At 70.8% G+C, this 18327-nt stretch carries 14 protein-coding genes; 8 read left to right on the top strand and 6 right to left on the bottom strand.

What is annotated here, in order from left to right:
• Positions 1 to 15: 15 nt before the first annotated feature.
• Positions 16 to 198 carry a hypothetical protein gene (locus ACFYXV_RS09540; protein WP_030860521.1) on the bottom strand — a complete coding sequence of 61 codons (183 nt, stop codon included), beginning with the start codon at positions 196 to 198 and terminating at the stop codon, positions 16 to 18.
• A gap of 224 nt (positions 199 to 422) precedes the next feature.
• Between ACFYXV_RS09540 and ACFYXV_RS09535 the strand changes: the two genes are divergently transcribed.
• Positions 423 to 1763, top strand: coding sequence for a GAF domain-containing protein (locus tag ACFYXV_RS09535; protein ID WP_389382496.1), 1341 nt, complete (start codon positions 423 to 425; stop codon positions 1761 to 1763).
• Positions 1764 to 1817: 54 nt separating this feature from the next.
• Entirely contained in the window at positions 1818 to 3341 is a 1524-nt protein-coding gene (locus ACFYXV_RS09530) for an aldehyde dehydrogenase family protein (RefSeq protein ID WP_385468368.1), read from the top strand.
• Positions 3342 to 3375: 34 nt separating this feature from the next.
• On the opposite strand, the gene ACFYXV_RS09525 is transcribed toward ACFYXV_RS09530, so the two are convergent.
• Positions 3376 to 4515 (bottom strand): helix-turn-helix domain-containing protein, encoded by a 1140-nt coding sequence (locus tag ACFYXV_RS09525; protein WP_385468371.1) that lies wholly within the window; start codon positions 4513 to 4515, stop codon positions 3376 to 3378.
• Between the two features lie 86 nt (positions 4516 to 4601).
• Between ACFYXV_RS09525 and ACFYXV_RS09520 the strand changes: the two genes are divergently transcribed.
• The 3 genes from ACFYXV_RS09520 to ACFYXV_RS09510 all read left to right on the top strand — a co-directional run bounded on the left by ACFYXV_RS09520 (position 4602) and on the right by ACFYXV_RS09510 (position 7854).
• Entirely contained in the window at positions 4602 to 5657 is a 1056-nt protein-coding gene (locus ACFYXV_RS09520) for a ferredoxin reductase (RefSeq protein WP_385468374.1), read from the top strand.
• A 7-nt stretch (positions 5658 to 5664) separates the two neighbouring features.
• On the top strand, positions 5665 to 6783 hold the full coding sequence (locus tag ACFYXV_RS09515) for a fatty acid desaturase family protein (protein ID WP_385468377.1): 1119 nt from the start codon (positions 5665 to 5667) through the stop codon (positions 6781 to 6783).
• Between the two features lie 126 nt (positions 6784 to 6909).
• Entirely contained in the window at positions 6910 to 7854 is a 945-nt protein-coding gene (locus ACFYXV_RS09510) for a 5'-nucleotidase (RefSeq protein ID WP_389382495.1), read from the top strand.
• 7 nt (positions 7855 to 7861) lie between these two features.
• Here the strand turns inward: ACFYXV_RS09510 and ACFYXV_RS09505 are convergent, their stop codons facing one another.
• Positions 7862 to 9112 (bottom strand): cytochrome P450, encoded by a 1251-nt coding sequence (locus ACFYXV_RS09505; RefSeq protein ID WP_389382494.1) that lies wholly within the window; start codon positions 9110 to 9112, stop codon positions 7862 to 7864.
• Positions 9113 to 9551: 439 nt separating this feature from the next.
• Here ACFYXV_RS09505 and ACFYXV_RS09500 point away from each other — a divergent pair, with 439 nt between their 5' ends.
• The 3 genes from ACFYXV_RS09500 to ACFYXV_RS09490 are packed head-to-tail and all read left to right on the top strand — an operon-like array spanning position 9552 to position 11615.
• Positions 9552 to 10742: a 2-isopropylmalate synthase gene (locus ACFYXV_RS09500; RefSeq protein ID WP_389382492.1), complete on the top strand. Its 1191-nt coding sequence runs from the start codon at positions 9552 to 9554 to the stop codon at positions 10740 to 10742.
• Entirely contained in the window at positions 10739 to 11461 is a 723-nt protein-coding gene (locus ACFYXV_RS09495) for a Sua5/YciO/YrdC/YwlC family protein (RefSeq protein WP_385468388.1), read from the top strand. Before ACFYXV_RS09500 ends, ACFYXV_RS09495 begins: the two co-directional genes overlap by 4 nt.
• Positions 11462 to 11477: 16 nt before the next feature.
• Positions 11478 to 11615 (top strand): hypothetical protein, encoded by a 138-nt coding sequence (locus ACFYXV_RS09490; protein ID WP_389382491.1) that lies wholly within the window; start codon positions 11478 to 11480, stop codon positions 11613 to 11615.
• A 45-nt stretch (positions 11616 to 11660) separates the two neighbouring features.
• Here the strand turns inward: ACFYXV_RS09490 and ACFYXV_RS09485 are convergent, their stop codons facing one another.
• From ACFYXV_RS09485 to ACFYXV_RS09475, 3 genes are all read right to left on the bottom strand, one after another.
• A complete protein-coding gene (locus ACFYXV_RS09485) occupies positions 11661 to 13598 on the bottom strand; it encodes an amino acid transporter (RefSeq protein WP_385468391.1) in 1938 nt (645 codons plus the stop codon).
• A 193-nt stretch (positions 13599 to 13791) separates the two neighbouring features.
• The gene (kdpB, locus tag ACFYXV_RS09480; protein ID WP_389382490.1) at positions 13792 to 15942 is read right to left on the bottom strand and encodes a potassium-transporting ATPase subunit KdpB; all 2151 of its coding nucleotides are present in this window, start codon (positions 15940 to 15942) and stop codon (positions 13792 to 13794) included.
• Positions 15943 to 16217: 275 nt separating this feature from the next.
• Entirely contained in the window at positions 16218 to 18101 is a 1884-nt protein-coding gene (locus ACFYXV_RS09475) for an APC family permease (protein WP_389382489.1), read from the bottom strand.
• Between the last annotated feature and the right edge of the window lie 226 nt (positions 18102 to 18327).

Below are 18327 nucleotides of genomic sequence, written 5' to 3'. Positions count from 1 at the left end.
GCCCGCGCGCTCGGCTCAGCGGCCCAGCTGCTTCCTGGACACGCCCCGCAGACGACGCCGCTGGGAGGGGTCCAGCAGCAGATAGGCGGCCGCCGGCACGCCGATCAGGACCAGCAGTCCCGCCCAGAACCCGACCGTCCAGAACAACACGATGGCTGCCGCGACTCCGGCAACCGCGACTTTGCCGCGCTTCGACATCTGCGGACACCTCCACCTGTCGTCGTCCACTACCCCCACAACGCGCCGCCGCGACCCCGCGTTCCCGGCCCCCGGGCAACATCGCCGAACGCGACCGGGCCGCCACCCCCGGTACCGGTCCGGCAGCGGTCCGGCGCCACCTTGGCCGACGCGGCCCCTTGTCGGGGCCAGGCACCGGCACCACGATGGGGCGCTCCGGATACGGCGGCACCACGGGAGGGCGAATGGACGATCCGTCGGTGGCACTGCCGGGCGGGGCCGATCCCGCCGAGCGCACGCGCGTCCTGCGGCGGGCGCACACCGCGTTCGCACGGGACGGTCGGGTCGAGGATCCGGTGCGGGCGGTGATCGCCACGTCCTGGCGGCGGTGCGGCCGCGCCGGGGTCAGCCCGGAATCCGCGCCCGAGGTGGAACTGGCGGAGGCGGAACTGCGGTCGTACCGGGCGCAGCATCCGCTGGCCCGGGTGATGCCGGTGTTCCGGGACCTCGTGGGGGCGTTCGCGGCGCACGGGGCCCATCTGCTGGCGGTGTGCGACGCGCGGGGCAGCCTCCTCTGGGTGGAGGGCGAGCCGGGCACGCTGCGACGGGCCGAGCGGCTCGGCTTCGTGCCGGGCGCCCGCTGGGCGGAGACGGCGATGGGCACCAACGCCCCCGGTACGGCGGTCGCCGTCGGGGAGCCGGTCCAGGTCTTCGGGGCCGAGCACTTCAGCCGCCGGGTCCACCCGTGGACCTGCGCGGCGGCTCCGGTGCGCGATCCCCGGACCGGCCGGCTGCTCGGCGCGGTGGACATCACCGGCGGGGACGGCCTGGCCCATCCGCACTCCCTCGCCTTCGTCCGGGCGGTGGCCAGCGCCGCGGAGGCTCACCTGGCACTGCTGGACCCGGTCCCGCCGACCGCCGGGGACACCCTGGGCGCCCTCGGCCGGGACGAGGCCCTGCTGGCCGGCGGGGGCGGCGCCACGATCCGCCTGGGCAGACGGCACAGCGAGATCATGGCCCTCCTCGCCCACCACCCGGCGGGCCTGTCGGGCGAGGAGCTGGCGATCGCCCTGTACGAGGACGAGTCGGTGTCACCGGTGACCCTGCGCGCCGAAATGTCACGGCTGCGCGGACTGCTGGGAGACCGGGCCCCGCTCGCGCGCCCCTACCGTACGGCGGCGCCGCTGGAGGCGGATTTCACCGTCGTGGCCCGCCATCTGGCGGCCGGCGCCGTTTCGGCGGCCCTCCACCACTACGCGGGACCGCTGCTCCCCGGCTCGACCGCCCCGGGCATCGTCCGGCTGCGGCGCCGGATCGAGGACCAGGCGCGGGCCGCGGTGATCGCGCGCGGGGACGTGGGGCTGCTGACCGACTGGGTGTGCGCTCCGTGGGGCGCGGACGACGCGGCCGCCTGGCGGGCACTGGCCGGAGCGCTGCCGCCGGAGGGACGCCCGGCCGCGCTGGCCCGCGTACGGGCCCTCGACGAGGAACTCGGCGCCGGACCCGCGCCCGTGCGCGCGGAGCCGGCCGCGGAGCCGGCCGCGCCGCCGCGCCGTGCAACGTATCCGCAACCTGCCCGCTCCTAGCCTCCTCCCGAGCGCTGTCCGACGGCGGCCGGCGCCCGGCAAGGGGAGGACACCATGGCCCGTTACGCTGCGCCCGGTACCGAAGGCGCGCTCATGTCGTACGCGTCCCGCTACGGCCACTTCATCGGCGGCGCATACGTGGAGCCGGCCCTCGGCGCCTACTTCGCCAACCCCTCCCCCGTCAACGGCCAGGTCTTCACCGAGGTCGCGCGCGGCACGGCCGAGGACGTGGAGCGGGCGCTCGACGCGGCGCACGCGGCGGCGCCCGCCTGGGGCCGCACCCCGGTCGCGGAGCGGTCCACGATCCTGCTGCGCATCGCCGACCGGATGGAGCAGAACCTGGAGGCCCTGGCGGTAGCGGAGACCTGGGAGAACGGCAAGCCGGTCCGGGAGACCCTGGCCGCCGACCTGCCGCTGGCGATCGACCAGTTCCGCTATTTCGCGGGTGCGCTGCGCGCCCAGGAGGGGGCGCTGAGCCAGCTCGACGACGACACCGTCGCCTACCACTTCCACGAGCCGCTGGGCGTGGTCGGGCAGATCATCCCGTGGAACTTCCCGATCCTGATGGCGGTGTGGAAGCTGGCTCCGGCGCTGGCGGCCGGGAACACGGTGGTGCTGAAGCCGGCCGAGCAGACTCCGGCATCGGTGCACTACTGGCTGAGCCTGGTGGCGGACCTGCTGCCGCCCGGCGTGGTGAACATCGTGAACGGCTTCGGCGAGGAGGCGGGCAAGCCCCTGGCGTCCAGCCCGCGGGTGGCCAAGATCGCCTTCACCGGGGAGACGTCCACGGGGCGCCTGATCATGCAGTACGCGGCGGAGCACCTCAAGCCGGTCACCCTGGAACTCGGCGGCAAGAGCCCCAACCTCTTCTTCGACGACATCTGGGCCACGGACGACGAGTTGCGGGACAAGGCGCTGGAGGGGTTCACCATGTTCGCCCTGAACCAGGGCGAGGTGTGCACGAGCCCCTCGCGCGCGCTGATCGAGCGCGGCCGGTACGGGGACTTCCTCGACGCGGCCGTGGCCCGCACCGAACTGATCGTGCCGGGGCACCCCTTGGACACGGACACGATGATCGGGGCGCAGGCCTCCGAGGAGCAGCTGCGGAAGATCCTGTCGTACGTGGAGATCGGCCGGCAGGAGGGTGCGAAGATCCTGACGGGGGGCGAGAGGCAGGATCTGGGCGGCGACTTGGCGGGGGGCTTCTACGTTCAGCCGACCGTCTTCGAGGGGGACAACCGGATGCGGATCTTCCAGGAAGAGATCTTCGGCCCGGTGGTGTCCGTGACCTCGTTCCAGGACTTCGACGACGCCGTACGGATCGCCAACGACACGGCGTACGGGCTGGGCGCGGGCGTCTGGACCCGCGACGTCAACACCGCGTACCGCGCGGGCCGCGCGATCCAGGCGGGTCGGGTCTGGACGAACTGCTACCACGCCTACCCGGCCCACGCCGCCTTCGGCGGCTACAAGCAGTCGGGCATAGGCCGCGAGACCCACAAGATGATGCTGGAGCACTACCAGCAGACGAAGAACCTCCTGGTCAGCTACTCCCCCAAGAAGCTCGGCTTCTTCTAGGGGCACGAAGGAGGGCGCCTGACCCGGGCTCGCGTCAGGCGCCCCGAAGACCGACCGCCAGCGTCAGCTCGAGGACGCGGTGCGGCGATGCGAGATCCGGGAACAGCTCCCGCAGCTGCGACATCCGGTACCGGACGGTCTGGGGATGGACGAACAACGCCGCCGCCACCTCGTCCCGCCTGCCCTGGTGAAGCAGCCACGCCCGCAGCGTCTCCTCCAGCCGCCGTGCGGTCGCGACAGGCAGGGTCCTCAACGGTGCGAGGGCTCGGGCCCGCAGATCTGCGAACGCGTCCACGTCGGCGCTCAGCACCAGCTCGGGCAGGTGGTCCTCGGTGTCGCGGATGTCCGAGGAGAGGGAGCGCGCGCGTGCGGCTCGTGCGTACGAGGCGGATGCACGGGTCCAGGGCCGGGCCGGGCCGACCACGGCGGTGCGGCCGGTCAGCTGCCGCAGGAGACGTGACCGGTCGGCGTCGGGGACGAGCAGCACACCGAAGGCGTCCGGCAGATCGTCGAGGACGAGGGTGCCCGGGTCGAGCGCGCGGTAGGCGGGCCGGGCCTGGGCGGCGGGCAGCAGGACGGCGGTCAGCGAGACCGGAGGCTGCCACCCGGCCCGTTGAACAGAGGCCATCAGCACCTCCGGGCTCGCGCCGGCGAGGAGGTCGCGGGCCAGGTGTTCCAGGTGGCGCTCGTGGTCACGGCCCCGGGCGGCCAGTTCGTCGGCGTGGCCGGCGGCGCTCGCGGCGGAGAGCCCGTCGATGTAGGCGAAGGTCAGCTCGGCGAACTTGGCGACCTCGGCGGCGGGCAGACCTGCGGGTACGGCACCCGCTGCCAGGCATCGCCAGGCCACGCGGGCGCCGACGCGGTAGGCGCTGAGCAGGGCGTCCATCGAACGCCCGTCGCGCACCTCGCCGCGGCCCAGCTCGTAGGCCGCGTCACCGGCGTCGCCGCCCGTGGCGTTCCCGCTCGCGAGGTCCAGGTAGTGCCCCAGGGCGGTGCGGACGGCTCGGCGGATGGTGACGCCCATGCGGCCCGAAAGGGCGTTGGCGTAGGGGGGGACCTCGTCGATGATCGCCTGGACGACCTCGTCGGCGGTGGTCTTCAGCGCGGCCCGAAGTGCGGTGACCGTTGTCCGATCCAGTACCAGTTCGGTAACCCTCTGGATTGGATGGCTCATGTTTTATTCCCTGCGAACAATTCAGCCGACCAAATTTACGTCTTGCGGTCAGGACTTTACGCCTTCAGGCGCACCAAGCTGGGGTCATGACGAGTGCAGCCCTCCGCAGTGGGGCGTGGAAACTGCTGGAGATGATCACGACGCCGCTGCTGCCGTCGGACTACCTCGACCTGGTCAGCCCGCTGCGTGCGGGCGCCGACCTGCGTGGGCGCATCGAGGCCGTGCACCCCGAGACGGGTGACGCCGCGACCATCGTGATCAGGCCGGGAAGGGGCTGGCGCGGTCACACGGCCGGTCAGTACGTGCGGATCGGGGTCGACGTCGACGGAAGGCGCCTGTGGCGCGCCTACTCCCTCACCTCGCCGACGAACCGCCGGGACGGCCGCGTCACGATCACCGTGAAGGCGATCCCGGACGGCAAGGTCAGCAACCACCTGGTCCGCAGGGCGAAACCGGGCACGCTGGTCCGGCTCGACCAGCCGACCGGTGACTTCGTACTGCCGGAGGCCAAGCCCGCCAAGGTGCTCTACCTGACGGCCGGCAGCGGCATCACGCCCGTGATGGGCATGCTGCGCGACATCGAGTTCGACGACGTCGTCATGGTCCACTGCGCGCCGCGGCCGCAAGACGTGATCTTCCGCAACGAACTGCACGGCCTGGTCGCGGACGAGAAGCTGCGGCTCACCGAGGTGCACACCGACACGGACGGCGTGCTCGACATCGCCCGTCTCGACGAACTGGTACCCGACTGGGCCGAGCGCGAGACCTGGGCCTGCGGGCCCGCGGGCCTGCTCGACGCCGCCGAAGGGTTCTGGAGCGAACACGGCGTCGAGGAGCGGCTGCACACCGAACGCTTCCGCGCCGGCATCGTCGTCGCTGGTGACGGCGGCGAGGTCACGTTCAGCGCCACCGGCAAGGCCGTCGACGCGGACGGCGCCACGCCGTTGCTGGACGTCGGCGAGGAGGCAGGCGTGCTCATGCCGTCCGGGTGCCGCATGGGCATCTGCTTCGGCTGCGTCACCCCGCTCAAGGCGGGCGCCGTCCGCGACCTGCGCACCGGCGAGATCACCGAGGCCGAGCCGGGCGTCCTCATCCAGACCTGCGTGTCCGCCGCGGCGGGCCCCTGCGACATCGAACGGTAGGAGCACCTTGACCGCCATCGACCCCACCGCCCACCTGACCGCGGAGCAGATCGAGGAGCTCGGCCGCGAGCTGGACGCGATCCGCGATGAGGTGATCGCCGGCCGCGGCGAGAAGGACGCCGCCTACATCCGGAAGGTCATCTCGGCGCAGCGCAAGCTCGAGCTGGTCAGCAGGGGCGTGCTGCTGTTCTCGTTCTTCCCGCCCGCTTGGCTGATCGGCACCGCCGGGCTGTCCGTGGCGAAGATCATGGACAACATGGAGATCGGCCACAACATCCTGCACGGCCAGTGGGACTGGATGCGGGACCCGAAGATCCATTCCACCACCTGGGAGTGGGACCACGTCTCGCCGTCCGATCAGTGGAGGCACTCGCACAACGAGCTGCACCACACGTACACCAACGTGATCGGCAAGGACAACGACCTCGGCTACGGCATCATGCGCGTCGACGAGGACCAGAAGTGGCACCCCTTCCACCTCGGCCAGCCGCTGTGGAACTTCATCAACGCCTGCTTCTTCGAGTACGGCATCGCGGCGTACGATCTGGAGCTCGGCAAGAACCTGCACAAGCGCCGCCGCAAGGACCCGGAGTTCCGCGCACGGGCCAGGGCCGTCGGCCGCAAGATCCGCAAGCAGGTGCTCAAGGACTACGTGATCCACCCGCTGCTGTCGGGCCCGTCGTTCCTCACCACGCTCGCCGCCACGTTCACCGCGAACCTGGTCCGCAACGTCTGGTCCCACTCGGTGATCATGTGCGGGCACTTCCCCGAGGGCGTGCAGGTCTTCGAGCGCCGGTCGATCAAGGGCGAGACGCGCGGCCAGTGGTACCTGCGCCAGATGATGGGCTCGGCGAACATCAGCGGCAGCAGGGCCATGCACTTCATGACCGGCAACCTGTCGCACCAGATCGAGCACCACCTCTTCCCGGACCTGCCGAGCAACCGGTACGCCGAGGTCGCGGTGAAGGTGCGCGCGCTGTTCGAGAAGTACGAGCTGGAGTACGTCACCGGGCCGCTGCCCAAGCAGGTGTTCTCCGCGTGGCACAAGGTCTTCCGGCTCTCACTGCCGAACAAGAAGCCCAAGGTCGGTGCGCCGGACCGCGAGCAGGAGCTCGTCGCCGCCTGATACCCGGAATCGGTGCCCTCCCAGTAGCCCTCGATCGCTTGCCGAGCAGGTGGCGCACATGTTTTCGGCGTCATCGAACAGGCGATAACCGTCTCGATGTTGCACGTGTGCCGACGGGGGGGCGGAATGAAGTACGACCTGTCCGGCCGCGTCGTCATCGGGATCGCCTCCAGCGCCCTGTTCGACCTCACCGACTGCGACGCGGTGTTCCGGGAGCAGGGCGAGGACGCGTACCGGAGGTACCAGGAGGCTCACGTGGACGAGGTCCTGGACAAAGGGGTGGCCTTCCCCTTCGTCCGGCGCCTGCTGTCGCTGAACGATCTCGCGGAGCCCCTCGATCCGCTGGTCGAGGTCATCATCCTGTCGCGCAACGACCCGGACACCGGGCTCCGCGTCATGCGTTCCATCTCGGCGCACGGCCTGCACATCAGTCGGGCCGTGTTCCGGCAGGGCCGGTCGCCACACCGCTTCATACCGGCTCTGAACATGTCCCTGTTCCTGTCGGCCAACGGTTCCGACGTTCGGGAAGCGGTGGCCGACGGCCTGCCGGCGGGACATGTACTCGAGACCGAGCGAGTCGATGACGAAACCGACCGGGAACTCCGCATCGCCTTCGACTTCGACGGCGTACTGGCGGGCGACTCCTCGGAGCGGGTCTACCGAACCGCCGGCATCGAGGGGTTCCGCGCGCACGAAGTCCTCAACGCGGCCACCCCTCACGACCCGGGCCCCTTGAAGGAGTTCCTCGCGGGCATCAACCGCATCCAGCGCCGCGAAGAGGAAGAACGCCGCAAGAACCCCGCCTACCAGCCCCGCCTACGGGTGTCCCTGGTCACCGCCCGGGACGCCCCCGCACACGAACGTGCCATGCACAGCCTCAAGCAGTGGGGACTGCGCGTCAACGACGCCTTCTTCCTCGGCGGCGTCGACAAGGCCGCCGTGATGAGCGCCCTCGACCCGCACATCTTCTTCGACGACCAGGTCGCCCACCTGACCGGCACGGCGCCCGCCACCCCAAGCGTTCACGTACCGTTCGGAGTCGTCAACGCACCCCTTCCCGTGCCTGAATGAGTGGTGTTCAGGGCTCGCGGATGCCGTCGCAGGCGATCCGCAGGTGTCGGGGACCGCGGAGCACCGCATTCTGGCGGTACGGGGGCGGGTCCTCCAGCAGCCGCGGATTCTCCAGCCGCCGGGCCAGTTCACTCAGTGCCACCTGGGCCTCCAAGCGGGCCAGGGGGGCGCCGAAGCAGCTGTGGATGCCACTGCCGAGGCCGAGGTGCTGGATGTCCCCGCGGTCGGGGTCGAAGCGGTCCGGGTTCTCGAACCGCTTCGGGTCACGGTTGCCGGACGCCAGGATCAGCGAAACCGTGGCGCCTTTGGGGATGTTCACCCCGCCGATGTCGATGTCGGCGAGCGTGCTGCGCCGGGGCAGCATCTGCACGGGCGGTTCGTACCGCAGCAGTTCCTCGACGATCCGCACCGACAGGTCCGGGGACTCCCGCAGGCGCCGGAGCACGTCCGGGTGACGCAGGAGGGTCAGCATGCCGTTCGTGATCAGATTGACCGTGGTCTCGTGGCCCGCGATCAGCAGCAGCGCCGCAGTGCTGACCATCTCCAGCGTGCTCATGGCTCCGTCCGGCTTCTCGTGGACGGCCGCCAGCTGGGAGAGCATGTCCTCGCTCGGGTTCTTGCGGCGCTCCTCGATCAGCCCGGCCAGGTACATGCCGAGTTCGATCTGCGCTTCGGACGCGCCCTTGTGGGGTTCGGCGGGGTCGGCGTCCGGATCGGGGTCCAGGCTCGCGGCGATGGTGTCGGCCCAGCCGTGGAAGCGGGATTCGTCCTCGTGCGGCACGCCGAGCAGCCGGCAGATCACCGTCACCGGGAACGGGTAGGAGAACTGGTCTACCAGGTCGATCCGTTCCAGCGAGCCCGAGCCGGCGATGCCGTCGATGAGGCCGGCGACGATGCCGTCGAGCTCGCCGCGCATGTCGTCGACCCTGCGCGGGGAGTGCGGGGGCCCGAAGGGCCGGTTCGTGATCCGTCGCAGCCGGTCGTGGTCCGGCGGATCGAGCTTGAGGAAGACCGGGGGCAGGGCCGATTCGTCTCCTTCGTCCTCCGCCAACGGATCGCTCGACGGCAGTGTCAGGTTGCGGGGGTCGGAGCTGATGCGCGGGTCGTGCAGCAGGGCGAGTATCTCGTGGTAGGTGCTCACGACGTACGGCCCGTCCGCGTCGTGGAACACCGGGGTCCTGCGCAACTCCTCGTACAGCGGGTACGGATCGGCTCGGCTGGCGTAGTCGATGATCTGCCGGAGCATTGCTTTGCCCATGGTGTGTCCTCGTGCGACTCACGGGATCGGGACGTGGAGGAAGGCGCGGCCGGACGACTCCGAACCAGGCTCTTCCCAGCATGCACGGAGGCCCCCGGAACCGCCTGCCGGGCGACGGAGCCGCAGGTCACACCCCTTCGAGGTCACCGAGGCCGTTGGCCTTGCCGAAGCCGGCCACGGAGGTCAACGGTGCGGCGGCGGTCGGCCGACCGGTGTCGTACGTGTACAGACGGTGCCGTAGCGCAGGAGGGGGCGATCCCGGCGACGGGGCGATCACCCCGGGCGGGCGGGGTCGTTCGCCCGATCGGGTGATCCCGGCGGACGCGGGCGACCGCGGGTCCGAGTCCGGGAGAACGTTTCCTCGACGGGCGGTGTGCCGGGCGGAGGGGTGTGGTGCGGGGTGGATGCGGTGCGGGAGTCGGCCCGGGAAGGACGGGTCGTGTTCTGGGAGGAGTCCGCGCGGGACGGCGCACAGGCCAAGACCCTCATGGGGGCGGGGTTCCGAGTGCGGCTGGCCCGTGAGACGGGGCGGATCTTCGGCGCGGACGGTCCCCGGCACGTGGTGTTCGCCGCCGGCTTCCCGGCGGTGTGCGCCGAGGAGTTCGAGGCCGTACGGCAGGTCTCGGTGGAGGCCGAGGGCGCGGTGAGCGTGGCCGCGGTGTGCCGAGGTGTGGACCGCGACGTGGAGCAGGCCGTGGCCTCGGTGCGCGGCGGCCGGCACGCGCGGGTGATGGTGGTGGTACCGGCTTCGGACGCGATGGCGCGGGTGATGGTCCACCGCACTGCCGCCCAGGCCCTGGAAGCGGCCGTGGACCTGGTCAAGCGGGCACGCGACCGGGACGACCGCGTCGCGGTGGACATCTGCCTGGCGGACGCTTCCCGTGCCGACACCTCGCTCATGGCCCATCACTCCCAGGCCCTCACCGCAGCGGGTGCCGGCCTGGTCGTCCTGGCCGACACCGTGGGATCCCAACTCCCCCTCGCCTGCCACGACATGTTCGCCCGGGTCCGGGCGGCTTGCGGCCCGGAGGTGGTGCTCGCGTCCCACCTCCACAACGACCTCGGGCTCGGCCTGGCCAACTCCCTTCAGGCGCTGGCCGCCGGGGTGCGGGTGATCTCCGGTTCCTGGCTCGGCATCGCGGAGCGGGCCGGCATGGTCGCCACCGAGCAGCTGCTCTTCCTCCTCGCCCGGCACGGTGAGGAACTGCTCGGAGAGGATGCGCAACCTTGGTGGACTTCCCCCGATCTGACCCGGCTGCCCGGCATCGCACGCATGGTGGCGCAGGAGACGGGCGCGCCCCTGGGCGTCACCACCCCGATCGTCGGCACCGGTGTCGGCACCATCTCCACGGGCACCCCCTTCGTCCACCCCGAGCTGTTCCAGCCCTACGACCCCCACGAGGTGCTGGGCATCGAGCCGCACGTGGTCCTCACCCAGCTCGCCAGCGCCCGAGTCGTCACCGCCGTCGCCGCCCGCCTCGGCCACCGCCTCGATCCGGACCAGACACGCGCCGCCATGGACTGGGCCAAGACCCGCTCCTACCGCACCGGTCAGTCCGTCACCGACGAGACCTCCTTCGCCGCCTACCTCGAAGGCCTCACCGGCACCACCGCCGGGAGCGCGCCGTGAACGCCGCCGACCCCGCCCCGACCCGCACACCGGCCACCCTGGCCCAGGCCCGTCACGCCCTCCGGCGAGGCAGCGCGGTTGTACTCCCCAACCCCGCACCCCTCACGCACGTCGTCGCCGCGACCAGCGCGACCGCCGTGAACCGGGCCAAACTCCGGCCCGCTGACCAGCCCGTCGCCCTGTGGGCCCACCACCACGACACCCTCGACGCCCTCACCGGCCTGTGGGACCTCTCCCCGCAGACCCGCACGACGGCACTCCACCTGCTGGCCGAGGAACACCTCACCGTCCTCCTGCCGGTGCACGCCCACGCCGCGCTCCCCTCCTGGCTGGGGCCGGCGGTCAAGGACGGATGGATGCTGCTCTTCGGTGCCCGCTGGCAACCGCTGCACACCCTGCTGGACGACCACCCGGTGCTGTACGTCAGCAGCGCCAACCTCACCGGCCACCCACCCGCCGCCGACACCGGCGAGGCTCTCGCGATGTTCCCGCCCGCAGTGCCCGTACTGGACCTGCCCGCCTCCGAACACCCGCGCTCACGGACCGGCCCACAGGTGCGGCGGGCAACCACCACCGTCCGTGTCATGCCCGACGGCCGACTCCGCCTCCACCGCCACGGCGCCCAGGACCACGCCCACGGCCGGGCCGACGACTACCTGCGCCACCTGCACGAACGCAAGCTCGCGGCCGTACCTCCGTGCACGACGTTTCCGTCGTAGGCAAGGGGAAAGCAAGATGGCGACCGCGGTTCGGACCTCCGTGCTCTCGACCAAGCTGCTGCGCATGCACAAGATGCTCGACACGAACGGAAGCGGTGAGGTCAGCGAGGCCGGCCTCACCGCTCTCCCGGGCGTCCTGGCCGGGCTCGGGTGAGCCGGCCGCCGGCCTGCTTCGCCACCGGCACGGCTGTCGTGGCCGTCAGCCGGCGTGGACGTGGGGGCGGCGGGCGCGGTCCGGTTCGGCCTCCCGGATGACCTCGCGGGTGACCGGGGCGACCTCGCCCTGGCCGAAGAGGAAGAAGCGGAAGAAGTTGGCCATCGGGTTGCCCTCGGTCCACTCGAAGTAGATGTGGGGCCGCTGGCCGGTCTCGTCCCTTACGTGGAGGAGGAGGGCCGCGAGCGCGTTCGGGATGCTGGAGCTCTCCAGGGTCAGGACGCGGTAGCGGCCGTGCAGGACCTCACCGCGCACGCGCATGCCCGATTCGAACTCGGACGCGTCCAGAACGGTGACCTCGACGAACATCACGTCGTCCTCGGCCGGGATGTCGTTGTCCGCGCGGATCTGCGCCTTCTTCTGCCGGTACTCCTCGAAGTCCCGGTTGTCGGGCTCGTTGGCGATGAAGCGGATCGTGCGGTTGGCGGTGTCGCGGATGAACCGCTGCGCCATGTCGTCGAACTCGATGTGCGTGACGCGCAGCTCGAAGACGCGGGCGAGACGGGAGAGGAGGGAGAGGGCCATGATGCCGCCGATGAAGCAGGCACCGATCTTCACGCCGTCGGGGCGCTCCACCACGTTGACGGCCGTGGTGTAGATGAAGACGGCCGAGATGACGCCGAAGCCGATCGTCCAGCCGCGCTCCCCCGCCCGGCGCGCCGCAATGGTCACGGCGACCGCGGCCGAGGTGATCAGTACGAGGACGCCGGTGGCGTACGCGCCGCCCTGCGCGTCCACGTCCGCGTTGAAGATCCAGGTCACGAGGAACGCGATCAGGGTGAACACGATGACCATCGGGCGCAGGGCGCGGGCCCATTGCGGGGCCATGCCGTAGCGGGGCAGGTAGCGCGGCATCAGGTTCAGCAGACCGGCCATGGCGGACGCGCCGGCGAACCAGAGGATCAGGATCGTCGAGATGTCGTAGACCGTGCCGAAGGCGGAACCGAGGTACTCGTGGGCCAGGTAGGCGAGGGCGCGGCCGTTGGCCTCGCCGCCCGGCTGGAACTGGTCGGCGGGGATCAGCAGGGTCGTGATGAGGCTGGAGCAGATCAGGAAGATGCTCATGATCACGGCAGCCGTGGTCAGCAGCTTCTTGGCCCCGCGGATTCGGCCGGCCGGCTTGGCTTCGGTGTCGTCGGGCTCGCCTTGGACGTGCGGCATGACCGCCACGCCGGTCTCGAAGCCGGAGAGGCCGAGCGCGAGCTTCGGGAACACGACGAGCGCGATGGCGATCATCATGAAGAAGTTGCCGTGCTCGGTGGTCAGCGCGGTCGTCCAGTCGGTGATGACCTGGGGTTCGCTGAACACGTTCCACAGCCCGACCGCCACCACGACGACGTTCAGGCCGAGGTACGTGAAGACCAGGACCACCGCCACCCCGATGGCCTCGCTGAACCCCTTCAGGAACACCCCGCCCAGGAGCGCGATCAGGATCAGGGTGATCAGAACCTCGTGGCCGTGCAGGGTGCTGGTGAGGTGCGGGTTCTCCACCATGTGCGCGGTCGCGTCGGCCGCGGAGAGGGTGATGGTGATGAGGAAGTCGGTCGCCGCGAACCCGAGCAGGGTCAGGACGAACAGCTTCCCCTTCCAGAAGGTGAGCAGCCGCTCCAGCATGGCGATGGAACCCTCGCCGTGCGGGCTCTCCTCCGCGACCCGCCGGTAGACCGGGAGCGCGCCGAACAGGGTCAGCAGTACGAGCACGATGGTCGCCAGCGGCGACAGCAGACCGGCCGCGAGGAAGGCGATGCCGGGCTGGTAGCCGAGGGTGGAGAAGTAGTCGAGACCGGTCAGGCACATGACGCGCCACCACGGGCGGCCGTGGGGCTGGGCCGCCGCCTCCTTGGCGGCGGGCGAACTCGTCTGGGCGGTCAAGCCTTCCAGCATCCACGCGCGCAGGCGCGAGGAGCGGGCAGGGGTGGCCATCGTGGGGTGCTCCTGTCGTACGCAAAGAATCAGCCGTTGACATCGACGGCTGAGCCAGCGTACGCAGGCTGATCACATATGCACGCGCGCGGACAAACCCTGACGCGTCCTTAACGCGAACAGTGCCACCTGTGGCGTAGTGGAGGCACGTGGGCTCAGGGCGGAGATCCGAGGGCGCGTCAGCCGAGGCGGCTCAGCCGAGGCCGGGGATGGTCGACACCAGCAGGTCGATGAGCTTGATGCCGACGAACGGCAGGATCAGGCCACCGAGGCCGTAGACGCCGAGGTTGCGGCGCAGCAGGTCGTGTGCGGAGGCGGGGCGGTAGCGCACGCCGCGCAGGGCGAGCGGGATGAGGGCGACGATGATCAGGGCGTTGAAGATGATCGCCGAGGTGATGGCGGAGGTCGGGCTACTCAGACCCATGACGTTGAGGGCTTCGAGTCCCGGGTAGGCCGAGGCGAACATGGCCGGGATGATCGCGAAGTACTTGGCGACGTCGTTCGTGATCGAGAACGTGGTGAGCGCGCCTCGGGTGATGAGGAGCTGCTTGCCGATTTCGACGATGTCGATGAGCTTGGTGGGGTTGGAGTCGAGGTCCACCATGTTCCCGGCCTCCTTGGCGGCCGAGGTGCCGGTGTTCATGGCCACTCCGACGTCGGCCTGCGCCAGCGCCGGGGCGTCGTTCGTGCCGTCACCGGTCATCGCGACCAGCTTGCCGCCGGCCTGCTCCCGCTTGATGAGGGCCATCTTGTCCTCGGGAGTGGCCTCCGCGAGGTACTCGTCGACTCCGGCCTCCTGCGCGATGGCGCGGGCCGTCAGCTCGTTGTCGCCGGTCACCATGACCGTACGGATCCCCATGCTGCGCAGCTCCGCGAATCGCTCCCGGATCCCCTCCTTGACCACGTCCTTGAGGTGGATGATCCCCAGCACCCTCGGGCCGTCCCAGTCGTGGACCGCCACCAGCAAGGGCGTGCCCCCGGATTCGGACACGGTGGCCGGCCAAGCCGCCGCTTCCGGCGGTACCGTCCCGCCGCGCGCCACCACCCAGTCGCAGACCTGCGTCACCGCACCCTTGCGGATGGCGCAGCCGGCGCCGTTGTCCCAGCTCAGGTTGATGCCGCTCATCCGGGTCCGTGCGCTGAACTCGGTGAAGCGGGGATTGCCGAGGTCCGCCGCGGCGGCGGGCTGGAGTCCGTACTGCCGGGCGAGGGCGACGACGGAGCGGCCCTCCGGCGTCTCGTCGGCGAGGGAGGACAGCTGGGCGGCGTCCGCCAGCTCGACGTGGTCCACGCCGGGCAGCGGGATGAAGGCCGCGGCCTCGCGGTTGCCGAGGGTGATGGTGCCGGTCTTGTCGAGCAGCAGCGTGTTCACGTCCCCGGCCGCCTCGACGGCGCGTCCGCTCATCGCGATGACGTTGCGCTGGACGAGCCGGTCCATGCCCGCGATGCCGATCGCCGACAGGAGGGCGCCGATCGTGGTGGGGATGAGGGTGACGAGGAGGGCGACCAGGACGGTCGTCGACTGCGCGGCGCGGGCGTAGGCGGCCATCGGCTGGATGGCGACGACCACCAGGACGAAGATGACGGTCAGGGCCGCCAGCAGGATGTTGAGTGCGATCTCGTTCGGGGTCTTCTGCCGGGTGGCGCCCTCGACCAGGGCGATCATCCGGTCGATGAAGCTGTGTCCCGGGCGTGAGGTGACCCGTACGACGATCGAGTCGGACAGTACGGTCGTACCACCCGTGACGCCGGACCGGTCGCCGCCCGACTCGCGCAGCACGGGTGCCGATTCGCCGGTGACGGCGGACTCGTCCACCATCGCGGCCCCGTCGACCACGTCGCCGTCGGCCGGGATCGGTTCGCCGGCCTCGACGACCACGAAGTCGAAGGGCTGGAGCTCGGCCGGCGTGACCACCTCGGTCTCGGCACGGTTCAGGTTCGCCCCGTACGTCCAGTGGTTCAGCCGCACCGCGACGGTGTCCGTACGCGTCTTGCGCAGCGACTCCGCCTGAGCCCGGCCCCGGCCCTCGGCAACCGCCTCGGCGAGGTTGGCGAACAGGACCGTGAGCCAGAGCCAGACGCTGATCACCCAGGTGAAGACGGACGGGTGGACGAGCGCCGAGAGCGTGGTCAGCACGGATCCGACGGCCACGACGAACAGCACGGGCTTCCTGACCAGTTCGCGGGGATGGAGCTTGCCGACGGCTTCCCGTGCGGAGGCGGCGAGCAGCTCGGGGTCCACCACGTTCACCTGGCCGGAGCGTTTCCGGGACGGCCGGTCGGCCGGAGTCCGCGGAGGTGTCCCGAGACCCGGAGGAACGTGCTGCGCGGCGGCGGGAGGCATGGAGCGACCTTCTGGATGGGTTCGGGTTCGGTTCGGGGCGTGTCGGCCCCGGCAGCTCGCTGCCGGGGTGCGGGAGAGGAGTGTCGCCGCCGGGAACCGTCCCTCCATGGACCCCCTCGGCCGTCATGTGAGTATGCGAGGTCCCCGGCGGCGCAACAGACAGGAAACTACTGCCCGTTCCTTTCGAAATGCGCTTGTGGGCGCGGGAATTGGCACCTTCTTGACGGCGGCGCACGAGACGTGTCAAGCCGCCGTCAGAGGTGCGTCAACGCACGTCAGCGGGTGTCTGCCGTGATGCGGAAGCGCAGCCGGCAGATCACGGCGTCGGTGTCGCGGCGGACCGCGTGGGCCACGACGGAGCCGCGCTGGTTCTGGAGCAGCCGCTGCCACAGGCGGGCCGGTTCGGTCTCCGGAATCAGGACGGTCACCTGGGCGTCCGGGTGGGACTGGGCCAGCTTCCGCACGTAGGCCGCCAGGGGGCGGCCGAGCGAGCGGGTTTCCGAGGAGAGCTCGATCAGCTCGATGCCCGGCTTCCACAACTCCCAGTCCCGCCTGAGGGCTTCCGCGATCCGGCGGTCCTCGGGGGCCGGGTGGGTGACGGTCACGGCGAGGACTTCGCCGCCGAGTGAGCCGGCAGCGTTGAGGGCCCGGCCGGTCAGGCGGGACAGACCGGAGACGGGAACCACGACCACGGAGCGGGAGCGGTGCGGGGCCTGGGGAATCCGGCCGAGCTCCAGACGTTCGCCGATCTCGGTGTATGCGCGGTGGATCTTCTCGAAGCCGAGAACGAGCAGCGGCAGTGCGACGACGATCAGCCAGGCGCCCTCGGTGAACTTGGTGGCGGTGACGACGACGGCCGAGACCCCGGTCAGCAGGGCGCCGAAGCCGTTGAGGGCCGCCTTGGCCCGCCAGCCGCGCGGCCGCCCGCCGTACCAGTGCCGGACCATGCCGACCTGGCAGATGGTGAAGCCGATGAAGACGCCGATCGCGAAGAGCGGGACGAGGGTGTTGGTGTCGCCGCCGGAGAAGACGAGCAGCAGGGCGGAGACGAGGGCCAGCCAGACCACGCCGTGGCGGTGGACCTGGCGGTCGGCCTTGAGGGCGAAGACGTGCGGCAGGTGGTTGTCGCGGGCCAGCAGGCCCATGAGCACCGGCAGACCGCCGAAGGAGGTGTTCGCCGCCAGCGCGAGCAGCACCATCGTGGCGAACTGGACCACGTAGAAGGCCGCGTTGTGACCGAAGGAGGCGTCCGCGAGCTGGGCGAGCACGGTAACGCCCTCGACCGGCTGGAGGTGGAAGCGCCCGATCAGGATCGACAGGCCGATCAGCATGACGCCGAGCAGGGCGCCGAGGGCGACCTCGGTGCGCTGGGCCCGGCGGGCGGCCGGCGCCCGGAAGGACGGTACGGCGTTGGCGACGGCCTCGACGCCCGTCAGTGCCGAACAGCCGGCGGCGAAGGCCTTCAGCAGCAGGAGGGCGCCGACGGTGGTGGCGCCCTCGCCGAGGGCGGAGGCGTGTCCGGCGGCCGAGGCGGTGCTGACCGGGCCGTCGCGGAAGAGGCCGACGACGACCATCGCGAGGATCGAACCGACGAAGACGGCGGTGGGCACGAGGAACGCCTTGGCGGATTCCACGACTCCGCGCAGGTTCACCGCGGTGACCAGAACGAGGACGCCCAGGCAGATCCACACCCGCTCCCCGTACAGCTCGGGGAAAGCCGAGGTCAGGGCGGCCACGCCGGCCGTGACGGACACGGCGACGTTCAGCACGTAGTCCAGGATCAGCGAGGCCGCGGCAACCAGGCTCGTACGCCGGCCGAGGTGCCGCTTGGCGACGGCGTACGAGCCGCCGCCGTCGGGGAACGCGGCGATGACCTGCCGGTACGAGGCCACCAGCACCGCCAGCAGGGCGGCGATCGCCAGGGTGACGGGGAGGGTGAAGCCCATGCCGTACGCACCGGCCGCGGCCAGGACGAGCACGATCGACTCCGGCCCGTACGCCACGGACGCCATCGCGTCCAGCGACAGCGCGGCCAGTCCCTGGAGGGCGGTCAGCCTGTGGCGGTCGTCCGCCGCGGGCTCCCGTACGCCGGTATCAGGAGGTTCCTCCGTGCCCGGGGCCTGTCCTGCCGTGCTCGGCTTTCCCATGTCTATGGACATCTTTCGCTGTTCCTCCGTTGGGCAAAGTGAGGACAGCGTCGGAATGCCGTGGCTTGAATACCAGTGTTCTTGGCGTCATCCATACGGCCGCCGCTCCAGTATTCACGCGCCTTTGATGCCGAGGCGGGGCGGCCGTATGGGGTGCGTCAAGAGCCGGCCGCGGTGTGTGACCGTCCCCCCGGAAGGGGGCACTGTTCTTGCAGGCGGCTGCCCCGCCTGCCTCCGT

The sequence above is a fragment of the Streptomyces sp. NPDC002181 genome (assembly GCF_042890485.1).
GTDB lineage: Bacteria > Actinomycetota > Actinomycetes > Streptomycetales > Streptomycetaceae > Streptomyces.
The sequence above is the reverse complement of the archived record's forward strand: the minus strand, read 5'-3'. Positions and strand labels throughout refer to the sequence as shown.